At 51.5% G+C, this 12,477-nt stretch carries 13 protein-coding genes; 4 read left to right on the top strand and 9 right to left on the bottom strand.

Annotated features, from left to right (window positions below; translation table 11 throughout):
- Positions 1 to 180: 180 nt before the first annotated feature.
- Positions 181 to 411: a DUF2554 family protein gene (locus HV243_RS12445; RefSeq protein ID WP_016153158.1), complete on the top strand. Its 231-nt coding sequence runs from the start codon at positions 181 to 183 to the stop codon at positions 409 to 411.
- 3 nt (positions 412 to 414) lie between these two features.
- Here HV243_RS12445 and HV243_RS12440 read toward each other — a convergent pair whose 3' ends face one another.
- Both HV243_RS12440 and HV243_RS12435 read right to left on the bottom strand, forming a co-directional pair.
- A complete protein-coding gene (locus tag HV243_RS12440; RefSeq protein WP_046275600.1) occupies positions 415 to 2,376 on the bottom strand; it encodes a U32 family peptidase in 1,962 nt (653 codons plus the stop codon).
- A 79-nt stretch (positions 2,377 to 2,455) separates the two neighbouring features.
- Complete coding sequence (locus tag HV243_RS12435; RefSeq protein ID WP_016153160.1) at positions 2,456 to 2,992, bottom strand: XRE family transcriptional regulator; 537 nt, start codon at positions 2,990 to 2,992, stop codon at positions 2,456 to 2,458.
- Between the two features lie 105 nt (positions 2,993 to 3,097).
- Here HV243_RS12435 and HV243_RS12430 point away from each other — a divergent pair, with 105 nt between their 5' ends.
- Positions 3,098 to 4,264 (top strand): benzoate/H(+) symporter BenE family transporter, encoded by a 1,167-nt coding sequence (locus tag HV243_RS12430; RefSeq protein ID WP_053390120.1) that lies wholly within the window; start codon positions 3,098 to 3,100, stop codon positions 4,262 to 4,264.
- Here HV243_RS12430 and HV243_RS12425 read toward each other — a convergent pair.
- Complete coding sequence (locus tag HV243_RS12425; RefSeq protein ID WP_053390121.1) at positions 4,247 to 5,116, bottom strand: helix-turn-helix domain-containing protein; 870 nt, start codon at positions 5,114 to 5,116, stop codon at positions 4,247 to 4,249. The genes HV243_RS12430 and HV243_RS12425 overlap by 18 nt on opposite strands.
- Before the next feature lie 184 nt (positions 5,117 to 5,300).
- Between HV243_RS12425 and HV243_RS12420 the strand changes: the two genes are divergently transcribed.
- Complete coding sequence (locus tag HV243_RS12420; protein WP_016153163.1) at positions 5,301 to 6,209, top strand: DMT family transporter; 909 nt, start codon at positions 5,301 to 5,303, stop codon at positions 6,207 to 6,209.
- 34 nt (positions 6,210 to 6,243) lie between these two features.
- Here the strand turns inward: HV243_RS12420 and HV243_RS12415 are convergent, their stop codons facing one another.
- The 3 genes from HV243_RS12415 to tehA all read right to left on the bottom strand — a co-directional run bounded on the left by HV243_RS12415 (position 6,244) and on the right by tehA (position 8,671).
- Positions 6,244 to 6,918, bottom strand: a complete 675-nt coding sequence (locus HV243_RS12415) for a DUF3313 domain-containing protein (protein ID WP_019076834.1) — start codon at positions 6,916 to 6,918, stop codon at positions 6,244 to 6,246.
- 155 nt (positions 6,919 to 7,073) lie between these two features.
- Positions 7,074 to 7,670 (bottom strand): tellurite resistance methyltransferase TehB, encoded by a 597-nt coding sequence (tehB, locus tag HV243_RS12410; protein WP_053390122.1) that lies wholly within the window; start codon positions 7,668 to 7,670, stop codon positions 7,074 to 7,076.
- The gene (gene tehA, locus HV243_RS12405; protein ID WP_053390123.1) at positions 7,670 to 8,671 is read right to left on the bottom strand and encodes a dicarboxylate transporter/tellurite-resistance protein TehA; all 1,002 of its coding nucleotides are present in this window, start codon (positions 8,669 to 8,671) and stop codon (positions 7,670 to 7,672) included. The genes tehB and tehA overlap by 1 nt, the downstream gene beginning before the upstream one ends.
- A gap of 113 nt (positions 8,672 to 8,784) precedes the next feature.
- Between tehA and ydcK the strand changes: the two genes are divergently transcribed.
- Entirely contained in the window at positions 8,785 to 9,765 is a 981-nt protein-coding gene (gene ydcK, locus HV243_RS12400; RefSeq protein ID WP_181604066.1) for a YdcK family protein, read from the top strand.
- On the opposite strand, the gene rimL is transcribed toward ydcK, so the two are convergent.
- From rimL to HV243_RS12385, 3 genes are all read right to left on the bottom strand, one after another.
- On the bottom strand, positions 9,757 to 10,302 hold the full coding sequence (gene rimL / locus HV243_RS12395) for a 50S ribosomal protein L7/L12-serine acetyltransferase (RefSeq protein ID WP_149330458.1): 546 nt from the start codon (positions 10,300 to 10,302) through the stop codon (positions 9,757 to 9,759). The genes ydcK and rimL overlap by 9 nt on opposite strands.
- 102 nt (positions 10,303 to 10,404) lie before the next feature.
- On the bottom strand, positions 10,405 to 10,629 hold the full coding sequence (locus tag HV243_RS12390; protein WP_003833168.1) for a YdcH family protein: 225 nt from the start codon (positions 10,627 to 10,629) through the stop codon (positions 10,405 to 10,407).
- Between the two features lie 167 nt (positions 10,630 to 10,796).
- Positions 10,797 to 12,452: a glucan biosynthesis protein gene (locus HV243_RS12385; protein ID WP_053389632.1), complete on the bottom strand. Its 1,656-nt coding sequence runs from the start codon at positions 12,450 to 12,452 to the stop codon at positions 10,797 to 10,799.
- Positions 12,453 to 12,477 lie beyond the last annotated feature (25 nt).

Below are 12,477 nucleotides of genomic sequence, written 5' to 3'. Positions count from 1 at the left end.
TGATAACAACCGGGCAGCGCTGCACTGCCCGGTTGTGACAAATCCCAACGTTATCTAAACAAAAATGTAAAAAACATCGAAATGACAAAACAGAGATTGTCATTAACCCGATTAAAATATTGAATAGTTACCTGGCGAAATTATCGTCAATTCCGCAGCTAACGTACCAGAGGGTGCATGATGTTTAAGAAAGGGTTAACGGTGTTATTGCTGGCCAGCGCGCTTTTTTCCGGTCAACTTCTCGCTACTAATCAGGGACATGAGTATCTTCAGGTGCAGGATGCCGATCACTTATTACGACACACGGCCGACAGCGATGAACTACGAATGACGGCGGAAGAATCCGCCGCCGATCTTCGCGAACACCATTACTGGCAAAAATCACGCAAACCCGATACACATCAGAGCTAACCGTTAGCTTTTACGCTTTGGCAACGTTTTCAGCAGTTCTTCAGGGCTGACGGAAGCCACCACGCTGCCCGGCAACGGCATCTTCAGAATGTGATGTTTCATCTTGCCGATCACGTGCATTTCGCACGGTCGGCAATCAAATTTCAGCGTCAGGACCTCATCGCCATTAACCAGCTGCATCGGCGTGGCTTTCCAGCTTTTGATATTTCCTTTCGCCTGTTTCGGACACAGGTTAAACGCAAAACGCAGGCAATGTTTGGTGATCATCACCGGCACATCGCCCTTTTCTTCATGCGCCTCATAGGCGGCATCAATCAACTGCACGCCATAACGGTGATAAAACTCTCGCGCTTTATGGTTGTAGACGTTAGCCAGAAAGCTCAGATGCGTTTGCGGGTAAACCGGCGCCGGCTGGGCAACCGGTTTACGGCGACCGCGCTGATAGTTTTGCAAACGAGCTGCATCCAGCATGTCGACCGCTTCACGTCGCAGCTGATTCAGTTGACCGTTCGGCACGAACAATGCTCCCGGCAGATTCACCTGAATATTACGGGCGTAATACAGCGTTTGTCCCAGTTTTGCCAGGCCATCCTGCAGGTTGCTCAACGCTTTTTCTGCATTGTTCGCTTCCTCAAACTGGCCGTCCAGCGTATGGGTGATACTCACCCCCTCCTCACTGGTGAGCGTCAGGATCAACTGTTCCTGCCAGCCGCCCAGCTCAATATCGACCGCGACGCGGCGTTCGCTGGAGGTTTTGGTCAACGCTTGCTGCCAGTTATGATCGAGATTGCGGTTCAGCGGATGGTTGGCGCGCACTTTGTGCAGGTCGGCGGGCATTTCATTCGGCCACACCCGATAACGATTGTGCCCCGTTTTTTCAACGGTGTTGGCGCGAAATCCGACGACCTCACGCTTGATTAACACGTTCAGACCATCCCCGTTGGCCAGCGGTTCTGTTACCTCAACATCGAGATGATCTTTTGCCACCTTCAGGACTTCGCCAACCGGCAGACCGATGAACTTTGGTGAGTCGAATGCGCCGATATCCCCTTTACGGGCATTCACAAAATAATCGGTGCTGCCGCGATGGAAGGTCTTTTCCGTGGATGGAGTAAAGAAATGTTCGGTACGCCCGGCTGAAGAACGGGCAAGATCGCCGCGCTCTTCAATAATGGCGTCCAGCATCTGACGATAATGCGCGGTAATATTCTTCACATAGCTCATGTCTTTATAGCGCCCTTCAATTTTGAAGGAGCGCACGCCTGCGTCAATCAACGCACCGAGGTTGGCGGTCTGATCGTTATCTTTCATCGACAGCAGATGTTTTTCATAGGACACCACGCGCCCCTGATCGTCTTTCAGGGTATACGGCAGGCGACAAGCCTGAGAACAGTCACCGCGGTTAGCGCTACGTCCGGTTTGCGCATGTGAAATATAACACTGGCCTGAATAGGCGACGCACAGCGCACCGTGAATGAAAAATTCAATAGTTGCATCCGTAGCCTGATGAATGGCGTGTATCTGCTCAAGGCTCAGTTCACGCGCGAGGACAATTTGGGTGAATCCGACGTCAGAAAGAAACTTCGCCTTCTCGACGCTGCGAATATCACATTGGGTGCTGGCGTGCAGCTCAATGGGAGGGATATCCAGCTCCAGAATCCCCATATCCTGCACAATCAGGGCGTCAACGCCGGTCTGATACAGATCGGTAATTAATCGCTGTGCGGGCTCCAGCTCATCATCATGCAAGATTGTATTCAGCGTCACAAAGATTTTCGCCCCGTAACGATGCGCAAACGGCACCAGTTCGGCGATATCTTTCAGGCTGTTACTGGCGTTATGACGCGCACCAAAACCCGGTCCGCCAATGTAAACGGCGTCAGCGCCGTGCAAAATGGCTTCACGTGCAATGGCGGTATCCCGGGCCGGGCTTAACAATTCAAGGTGATGAGGCTGCTGGCGCATACAGTTGTTACCATCCACAAGTGGTAAAAATGGCGGCTATTGTAGTCACAAGCGCGGATTTTCGGAATAGTTTTCCCGACTAACCGCGCGGGTAATGGATCAGGGAATGAAAGTGAACCGTTTGTTCGCTACTGTTACGGTAGCTATGCGCCCTGTCTCCCGCAAAACGCACCCCCTCGCCGGATTTCATGGTGCGCCACTGCCCCTCAATACACATATCCAGCAGCCCATTTATCACCACCACGTGCTCTATAACGCCGGTTTCATGCGGAGTCGATTCACTGAGTGCGCCAGGTGCCAGCTGTATCGAAAAATGATCGAAGCACAGTTGTGGGTCCCACGGAAACAATGGCGTGACGACCATCGCCTGCTGCTGGGGATCGAATGTTGGCGCGCCGTCTGACTCTGGCGGTGAAATAAACGTCGAGAATGGCACGTTCAGTCCGGTGGCAATTTTCCACAATGTAGCCACCGTTGGGCTGGATTCGTTGCGCTCAATCTGCCCCAACATGGCTTTTGACACGCCGGTTTCCTCCGCCAAACGTGACAGGCTCCATTCCCGCTGGTGACGTAGCGTGCGGAGCGTTGTGGCCAGATAGTGGGTTAAGTTTTCCATTTTTCGCCTTCCTGACTCTCCTTTCTCAAGGCTACAGCTTAGCACTTGTACGCTATAACGCACAGTGCTACATTGATTGACCGTTATAACGCACACGGAGTGACTATGCGCGCATTTTCCATCCCACTGCCCACCGTATTATCGGGTTTTGTGGCTGTCCTGGTCGGTTACGCCAGCTCGGCTGCCATTATCTGGCAAGCGGCCCTGGCCGCAGGTGCGACCACCGATCAAATCGCGGGCTGGATGACCGCGCTGGGGATTGCAATGGGCGTCAGTACGCTGGCGCTGACGTTATGGTATCGCGCTCCTGTGCTCACGGCCTGGTCAACACCTGGCGCCGCGCTGCTGGTTACGGGTCTGCACGGGGTATCGATTCAGGATGCTATCGGCGTTTTTATCGTAGCTAACGCGTTGATTGTGCTGTGCGGCATAACCGGATTGTTTGCCCGTCTGATGAAAATAATCCCCCACTCACTGGCATCAGCCATGCTGGCCGGGATCCTGCTGCGCTTTGGTCTGCAGGCCTTTAATAGCCTCAACAGTGAGCTTATTTTGTGCGGTAGTATGCTGGTGGCATGGCTGGTATTTAAAGTCACAGCCCCACGGTACGCGACGATCGCCGCGATGCTGGCGGGTATCGCTATCGCGCTAATAAAAGGTGACATTGTCACAAGCGGAGTAAATTTATCGCCGGTCATGCCTGCGTTTATTGCCCCACACTTTTCATTTGCCCACAGTATCAGCATTGCGCTACCGCTGTTTCTGGTTACCATGGCTTCGCAAAATGCCCCAGGTATTGCCACTATGAATGCCTCGGGCTATTCATTACCCGTTTCACCGCTCATTATCTTTACCGGCCTGCTGGCGCTGATGTTTTCGCCGTTTGGCGTCTACTCCATCTGCATTGCCGCCATAACCGCCGCAATTTGCCAAAGTCCCGAAGCGCATCCTGATGACAAACGACGCTGGCTCGCCGCCGCCGCGGCTGGCGTCTTCTATCTTCTGGCAGGGGTGTTTGGCGGTTCAGTCACAGGACTAATGGCGGCACTGCCCGTAAGCTGGATCCAGATGCTGGCCGGTCTGGCCTTGCTCGGGACAATTAGCGGTAGTTTGTATCAGGCGTTGCATAATGAAGCGGAACGCGACGCAGCCATCGTTACGTTTTTGGTCACGGCCAGCGGCCTGACGTTATTGGGGATTGGATCTGCATTCTGGGGGCTGGTCGTAGGCGGTATCTGCTACGCCGTGTTGACGTTATTTCGCCGCACGTAGCTGCGTTGGCGTTTTACCGGTTACCTGTTTAAACCGGTTACTAAAATGGCTTGCCGAACTGAATCCGCAGGTCATCGCAATATCTGACAAACTGCGTGAAGTGTAACAAACCAGATGCTGTGCCAGCGCCATACGACGTTGCATCACGTACTGATGCGGTGCCATATTCATCGACTGGCGAAACATTCTGGCAAAATGGAATTCGCTGAGCGCCGCCTCGCTAGCCAGATCGTTCAGGGTGATCGGGTACGCCAGATGCGCGTCAATATAGGCCAGCACGTTACGCAAGGTGACAGGCGCGAGTCCTCCGGTGACGGTGGGCAGTCGCCATTGAACGTTGCTGTAATGCTGGATCAGATGCGTTAACAGTAGCGAAGATGCCGCGCTGAGCGTGAGGTGATTGGCCGGTTGCTGCCAGTCGTTATCAAGCAGAAACTGACGGTAAACCGCCGTGATCCCCGGGTCACTGCCAAACGTGTGCTCGTCCAGCGTGAAGCTATAGGGACTTCTATCCCAGACTTTTTCACCCACTTCGCGCAGATGTTCGTCGGTACAATAGAGATGAACAAAGGAGAGAGCGTCGCGGATATCCCAACTTGACTCGCTCTCTTTCGGCATCAGGCAAAAACGGTCCGGTCCGCCGCCATTCTTCCAGCCCCCCGCCGTTTTGTGGTAACTCTCGTAGCCATCCGCGATATATAAACTGAGCGTATGGTGATCGCAATACTGGGTGATGGTATCGCGCTTGTTTGACCAGGCCGCCAGTTGGATCCCTGAATGTAACGCAACCGATTCATGCAGCACGGCATTATGTTTGCGTAAGTTTTCAAAGGCATCGTAGGGCTGAGGCATACCATCACATTCAAAATAAGTTAGCAGGCTTTCAGTCTATAACAGCCACATATTGTTAACAGCTTCCTTTTCGCTTTTACGCTAAAAAAGCGCAAGATTTTGCAAGTCCGCCGCAAACCGATGAAAGCCTCCTGCCGCCAGACATGACACAGTGTGAACCTGAATCCAAAAAAGAGAGAGTTGTATGAACGCACTGTTGTACTGCCTGGTGGTGGTAATTTGGGGAACGACATGGATTGCGATTTATTTGCAGCAGGGCCCGGTTTCTGCGCCGGTTTCTATCTTTTGGCGCTTCGCCGTTGCCAGTTCGCTGATGATAGTGATCCTGCTGGTTAGCGGTAAATTACGCAAACTGTCTGGTCGCGATCATCTGTTTTGTCTGTTACAGGGTGGATGCGTTTTTTGCTTCAACTTCTGGTGTTTTTATACGGCTGCGGCCTGGATTAATACCGGCCTGGAGTCGGTGATTTTCTCAATGGCCGTCCTGTTCAATGCGGTCAATAGCTTCATCTTTTTTGGGCAAAAACCACCGCTGCGTTTCTATATAGCAGCCGGTCTTGGACTGACGGGCATTGTGACTCTGTTCTGGCAGGATTTGCTCAACAGCGGATTCAATCATTCCTTGCTGCTGGGTATCGGCTTAAGCGCCCTTGGAACCTTCGGTTTCTCATTGGGTAATATGATCAGCATGCGTCACCAGAAAAAAGGGCTGGAAGTGTTAACGACCAACAGTTGGGCCATGCTGTACGGCACGCTGTTGATCGCTGCCATTGCGCTGATGCGCGGGGACAATTTTACGCCACAGTGGACATTCAGCTATCTCAGCGCGCTGTTATATCTGGCTATTTTTGGCTCAGTGATTGCTTTCGGCGCTTATTTCACACTGGTAGGTCGCATTGGTCCCAGTAGGGCGGCATACAGTACCCTGCTTTTCCCGCTGGTTGCGCTAACGCTGTCAACATTGTATGAAGGATACGTCTGGCAGGTTAATGCTATTGCCGGATTAGTGTTGATTTTACTGGGGAATATGGTGATGTTTGCCCGACCAGAAGTGCTAATGGGTAAACTATTCTATCGCCGCCGGGTGGCATAAAAAAACGCACCATCCTGAGATGGTGCGTTGATTATTATTGTGGTTTTTTGTTCACGTCAAACATGGTGGCATCCGTCGCCATGTCATCAATAACTTTCTTCAACGTTTCGAACGCCATCGGCGTATTTTCGTTGCTCAGATCTTTACCTTCACCCTTACGTACAACTTTAATTACCGGTTTATTGGTCGCAGCATCAATCAACTCACCCTCGAAATAGAGGTTGGTATCCATGGTACGGTGACCCGTTGCCATTTGTGTTCCCGCAACGAGTAGCGCAACCGGGATCACTTCATAGAACTGCAGTCCTTCTTTGCTCGTTGCAACACCGGTAATCGCTCCGCGGAAAATCAGGCTACGTGGCCCAGGGGTAGTAACCAGGGGCTTACGCTTGCTGATGGCGGATTTCAACTGGGTATTGGTGTAGGTCAGCAGTTGATCAAGAACCTGCTGCCCTACCTGCGTGGTAGGTTTAGGAACCGGATAATACGTTACCGGGTTATATACAATGTTGTCATATTTGGATTCGTTGTAGCTCGGATCAACCCAACGGAGTACGGTTTGTCCCGATGCTGATTGTGTTTCCTTCAAATCAGAGTAATTTTTTAAAAACCCAGAATATTTATCCGGCGCAGTCACTTTTGACGCACAGCCGGATAATGCCAACAAGCCAGTAAGCACTGCAACTTTAAATAAAGTTTGAGTACGCATGAAACGATCCCTTTAGTTTTCGCAATGATGCTTAAAAAGGATAGCAAAACCGTTTCATTTTGGATGTACTAAAAATGGTAAACACCGCACAATTTTCTCTCTACGCCCGGCACAAAAAATGCTGAGCGCAGAAAGAGTTAACCCAGGCGGGAGGTTCAGGCAGTTTTGCGTGCCAGCATTGTGGCAAAGCGCAGTTTAATTCGATTACCGTTTTCATCCGTACGATGAAGTTCACCCACGTCTTCGTTATATTTCAGCAGATCCCATCCGCTGTAATAATTGCGCAATTCTCCGGTTTTAAACGCGAACGGGAAACCCACGGTACACGGAAAATCATCGGTATCCATCGCCGCGACGATTAAGTTATATCCGCCCGGTTTAGTGCAACGCTGCATATTTTCAATAAGGCCAGGGATAGTTTTGGCTTCAAGGAACATCAGCACAACGGTAGAAAGAATAAAATCATATTCGCCGTCAATGCGTAATGCGTTGAGATCCGCGACGTTCGCGTGCAGATTGGTCAGCCCTTCCGCCGCTTTGATACGCTCAAGGTTAGCGATGCTCATGGGATTTTTATCCCATGCTGTCACGTCATAACCGTTTGCCGCAAGGTACAGGCTGTTACGACCGTTACCGCAGCCCAGGTCTAACGTTTTACCTGGCTTAACAATTTTTGCCGCTTCAACAACATCGGAATGCGTACGAGTTAAATCGTATTTCTCAGTAAAGTAGTTTTCGTCGCAAAGGGTCATTATTTATCCTCAGATTTCAGTAATGCAGCACGCTCCGTGCGGATGAGCAGCTTCCCCTGCATCAGCAATGCAAACGTACGTACCAGTAATAATGAAATGATAAAATTGGTAAAAATAAACAGTGGGATCGCCAGCGTATGAAAAAATCCTGACTCGCTACCGTGGCCCAGATGCAGCCCTGTTGTTGCCAGAGCCGACACGCCAAACGAGAAGCTCCAGAAAGACGCATTAAATGGCTGTGACAAATACCACGGCATGAGCCGTAGCATGAACAAAAGTTGCAGCAGACCATAGCCGAACAACATTTTGGCTAACGTATCGCCCTCGCCGCCGTTGACGCTAAGCCAGGCGCTGCAGGCGACCAGCGCAGGCGCCAGTTGAATGCCAAGTGAAGTACGTAACACCGCAGGCAACTCGCCGCAGCTACGTAAACGTTGCAGAATCACCGGCTCCAGGCTGAGCCAGGAAAAAACCCCGGCGCCTAAAAACACCAATCCTGCGTCGTTGAAACCCAGTGCGCCACAGGCCATTGCACTGATAAAGTTATTGGCGACGGTCGGCAGATACAGACCCGGCGTGGTGGCTTCCTCTGGATGCGATCCACGCCACAACCCTGCCGTTTGCCAGGCGGCGTAGGCCAGCTGTATCACCACGCCAATGCTGAACAACCCAATCGCCAGCGGTCGATACCACGGGACAAAACCAATCGCGACCAGCATCGTTGTGGCCGGAAACAGACTGACAAAGCTGCTCATCACCGGGTGACGAATTTCCGCCAATACGCTATGCGGAAAACGCAGTAAACGGCTAAGAAAGGCCAGCGTCAGCAGCCCCCAAATGACCATTGCGAGGATCACTAAACCGTCGCCAATCAAGTGACTCACTGGCCACACCTGACTGGCATAACGCCACGCAAACCCCATCCCAATGATGCCCAGTACCATGCCAAAATAACCGGCCGGAAGATTGAGGACCCGCTCACTCTGCTTGTTCTTACTCATTTTGTTTATTTTTTAAAGTATATTTGAAATACATTTTATGGAATTTCCGCTGATTTAGCCAGTGCGGAAAACTTTGCTACGTTTAACTAAGGTGCGCAACATGGAAATGAGCTATGACCAAATATCGTCTCAGCGATGAGTCTCGATCCTTTAGTTACCAGGATAATGGCAATAAAAAAAGCGTATTACTACGCCAAATCATTGCGCTCACTGATTTTAATGATGTCCAGGCCGGCACGCCCGGTGGCTGGATTGACAATGAAAGCGTGCTCTCACAAAGCGGTGATTGCTGGATTTACGATGAAAACGCGCTCGCATTTTCCGGCGCGACGATTACAGGAAACGCCCGCATTACTCAGGCAAGCGTGGTCAGAGATGGCGCGCAAATTAGCGATGACGTGTGGATTGACCGGGCTGAAATCAGTCATAATGCGCAAATACGTGACAACGTCACTATTCAGGATTCTGTGGTTCGCGGCGAGTGCCTTCTCTTTGGTGATGCGCGCGTGGTGCGTGACTCTGAAATCATCGCCGCCAGGGGGCTAACCCGTGAAAGCGACCAGCTCCTGCAAATTTATGATCGGGCTTTTGTCAGCCACTCACGAGTGGTGCATCAGGCGCAGATCTATGGCGATGCGAAAATCAACTATGCCTTTATTGAACATCGGGCGGAAGTTTTTGATTTCGCACAGGTGGAAGGTAATGAAGAGAACAATGTCTGGATTTGCGATTGCGCCAAAGTCTATGGATATGCGCGCGTCATCGCCGGGAGCGAAGAAGATGCCATACCTACCCTACGCTACAGTTCGCAGGTGGCGGAGCACGCGGTAGTTGAAGGTAACTGCGTGCTGAAACACCACGTGCTGGTCGGCGGTCATGCGCAATTACGCGGTGGACCGCTCCAGTTAGACGACCACATCCTGATTGAAGGCCACGTCTGCGTGCTGGGCGAAGTGCTGATCGAGCATCACATTGAGATAGCCGGTCAGGCGCATATCCAGGCGTTTGATGGCGATACCATTCACCTACGCGGACCGAAAGTGATTAACGGTGAACAGCGCATTACGCGCACGCCTATCGCAGGTTTATTCTGAAGAGCCATCAATGATGCGGGCGTAGAGATTCACATCATAGTAATCACCATTAAGGAATTCCGCCTGTTGCATACATCCTTCCAGTTGGAAGCCATTACGTAGCGCCACCTGGTTGCTCTCAACGTTTTCTACGCGACATTTAATCACGAAGCGGCGAATCTCCTGACGCTGCACATAATGATGAATTAAGGCCTGTAGCGCCTGGGACATGATGCCTTGACCCTGATGCTCCTCATCCAGCCAGTAGCCGATATAAGCCGCTTTGTTCAGCGGTTCTATCTGGTTAAACGAGATAACCCCGACCACATTTTCTTGCGCAAAAATCAGGAACATTTTGGCGTAACCGCGCTGGTGCAACATCATATTGCCCTGCACATTCTTGCGGGTGTCCTCCTCAGAGGCAACAAACTGCGGCCAGTTAAGCGACTGCTGGAGCCAGCTTTTATTTTTAAGCACCAACTGATGCAGAGGCGTGACGTGTTGCTCTTCTACGGCACGCAGTTCCAGCGTGTCATTGATGGTAATCACTTCTGACATTTTCATTCCATTATGATGGTTAAGCAGGCCACCCTGCTCATCAAATAAAAACAGGAAGGGCTCCCTTTTGGAAGCCCTTTTACACAGCAAGCGCCGTTTTACTTAGCTCTCACTGACACTCTCTTTTTGCAATATTTTGAGCAGATCTTCCTTCAGGTGGAGTTTCTGTTTCTTAAGGCGAACAATGTCCAAACTATACCCCCGACCATCCGAACCTTCCAGTCTGGAGATCTCATGATCAAGGCTGTTGTGTTTTTCGAATAAGGACAGAAAGCGAGGGTTCTCGGATTTCAGTCGGGAAATAAGGTCTCTGTATTCTGGAAACATACTTTCTCCCTGTTAGTGGAAAAGAACGTGTATAAGAAATACACACCTCCAGAGTACCCACTTGACTTACAGAAAAATGCGAACGGGATCGAGTAAATAGTGTACAGAATGGTTGTGAAGAGGATTACAGATACGGCTCCCCATTCGGAGAGCCGTAAAGGGAGTGATTAACGCATCTCGCGGTCGTCAACGTACTGACGTTTATCAGGCGCTGGCGGGAAGTACTGATACAGCCAGGTTTCACTGATGGCGTCGCCCTGACAACGCAGGAACATACGCATATCTACCGGATCGTTTGAGTCAGAGGTCGGATACCAGTCAAACTGAATGCGATAACCGTCGATAGGTTCCACGTAAAGGATCTCAATCTGTTTCGCTTCACCGCTGGAGAGCGTAATCACCGGTTCAATACCCTTCGGCGCGGCGGCTTTTAGATCGCCACCAACGAAATCAACAGCAAAACGTCGCGCCCATTTTTCCGGGTAGTGCTCGCCCGGCGCCCATCCTTCCGGGAAGCCGCCCATGCCTGTTCGGGTCGCCATCACGCGAGCCAGCGGTGAACGCACCGGCGGCTGAGCACTCCAGTACAGGCGATATTTGAATTCCAGATCATCGCCCGCTTTGATCGACCTTTCAGGCTGCCAGAAGCAGACGACGTTATCCAGCGTTTCGCCGGTCGTCGGGATCTCCATCAGGCCGATAGTCCCCTTGCCCCACTGGTTACGCGGTTCGACCCACAGGCTCGGACGCTTGTTGTACCAGCCCATGATATCCTGGTAATGGGAGAAGTCGCGATCGAGCTGCAGCAAGCCAAACCCTTTCGGGTTGTTATCGGTATAGGCGTTGAACTGCAGTTTTTGCGGGTTATTCAGCGGGCGGCAGATCCACTCGCCATTGCCCCGCCACATCGCCAGACGGTCGGAATCATGAATTTGCGGGTGAATGGTGTCACACATCCGACGTTCGTTGTTGCCGCAGCTAAACATGCTGGTCATCGGTGCAATACCGAGCTGCTTGATGTCTTTGCGCGCATAGATGTAATTTTGTACATCCATGATCACCTGCGTTTTCTCGCAGTGGATCACGAACTTAAATGCACCGGTTACGCTGGGGCTGTCGAGAAGCGCATACACGGTAAAGGAGGTTGCGCCCGGTTTGACCGTTTCGAACCAGAAAGAGGTGAAATCAGGAAACTCTTCTTTGCTGTCGGTGTAGGTATCTACCGCCAGACCGCGGGCCGATAAACCGTACTGATAGGTGTCATCCACGGCGCGGAAATAGCTGGCGCCCAGGAAAGAAACGATATCGCGACGGGCTAATTCTGGCGCTTTAAACACGCGGAACCCGGCGAACCCGAGGTCAGTCTGCCCTTCCAGCTGTTTGGTATCCACACCCGCATCATTGTATTTAAACAGTTCCGGACGGAAGTGGATTTCGCGCGCCATATGCGTGCTGCCATCAACCGAGAACATGCGTACGCGGCGACGAAAGCCCATTCCCACATGGAAGAACTGCGCATCAAGCTGACGATTTTCAACATTGTTCCACAGAGACTGCTCTGCGTCATATTGAATGCTGTTGTAGGCCTGAGGCGTCAGTTTGGCCAGCGTGTCAGGTAACGCGCGCGGTGCGCCGCCCCAGGGCTTCTGTGCTAAGTCATGGGCCATCGATTGCAGAACGGAAAAATCAAAACGTACGGTTTTTCCGTCTGCAATGTCAGACTCTGCCGCAAAGGCGGCGCTGGAAAAGAGTGATGCAATACCACTGGTTCCGCACACGGCGGCCATTGCCATTGAACCTTTAATAAATCGTCTGCGATTCATGCCTGAAAGTAAGTCCTTCTGGTCG

Source organism: Citrobacter sp. RHBSTW-00599 (assembly GCF_013784065.1).
GTDB classification, from domain to species: Bacteria; Pseudomonadota; Gammaproteobacteria; order Enterobacterales; family Enterobacteriaceae; genus Citrobacter; species Citrobacter braakii.
The sequence above is the reverse complement of the archived record's forward strand: the minus strand, read 5'-3'. Positions and strand labels throughout refer to the sequence as shown.

What these genes read in the sequence shown, in the direction of transcription:
- HV243_RS12440 (WP_046275600.1), bottom strand. Translation starts at nt 2,376, where the DNA reads ATGCGCCAGCAGCCTCATCACCTTGAATTGTTAAGCCCGGCCCGGGAT.
- HV243_RS12390 (WP_003833168.1), bottom strand. Translation starts at nt 10,629, where the DNA reads ATGTTTCCAGAATACAGAGACCTTATTTCCCGACTGAAATCCGAGAAC.
- HV243_RS12445 (WP_016153158.1), top strand. Translation starts at nt 181, where the DNA reads ATGTTTAAGAAAGGGTTAACGGTGTTATTGCTGGCCAGCGCGCTTTTT.
- HV243_RS12415 (WP_019076834.1), bottom strand. Translation starts at nt 6,918, where the DNA reads ATGCGTACTCAAACTTTATTTAAAGTTGCAGTGCTTACTGGCTTGTTG.
- HV243_RS12430 (WP_053390120.1), top strand. Translation starts at nt 3,098, where the DNA reads ATGCGCGCATTTTCCATCCCACTGCCCACCGTATTATCGGGTTTTGTG.
- HV243_RS12420 (WP_016153163.1), top strand. Translation starts at nt 5,301, where the DNA reads ATGAACGCACTGTTGTACTGCCTGGTGGTGGTAATTTGGGGAACGACA.
- tehA (WP_053390123.1), bottom strand. Translation starts at nt 8,671, where the DNA reads ATGAGTAAGAACAAGCAGAGTGAGCGGGTCCTCAATCTTCCGGCCGGT.
- ydcK (WP_181604066.1), top strand. Translation starts at nt 8,785, where the DNA reads ATGACCAAATATCGTCTCAGCGATGAGTCTCGATCCTTTAGTTACCAG.
- HV243_RS12385 (WP_053389632.1), bottom strand. Translation starts at nt 12,452, where the DNA reads ATGAATCGCAGACGATTTATTAAAGGTTCAATGGCAATGGCCGCCGTG.
- HV243_RS12425 (WP_053390121.1), bottom strand. Translation starts at nt 5,116, where the DNA reads ATGCCTCAGCCCTACGATGCCTTTGAAAACTTACGCAAACATAATGCC.
- tehB (WP_053390122.1), bottom strand. Translation starts at nt 7,670, where the DNA reads ATGACCCTTTGCGACGAAAACTACTTTACTGAGAAATACGATTTAACT.
- rimL (WP_149330458.1), bottom strand. Translation starts at nt 10,302, where the DNA reads ATGTCAGAAGTGATTACCATCAATGACACGCTGGAACTGCGTGCCGTA.
- HV243_RS12435 (WP_016153160.1), bottom strand. Translation starts at nt 2,992, where the DNA reads ATGGAAAACTTAACCCACTATCTGGCCACAACGCTCCGCACGCTACGT.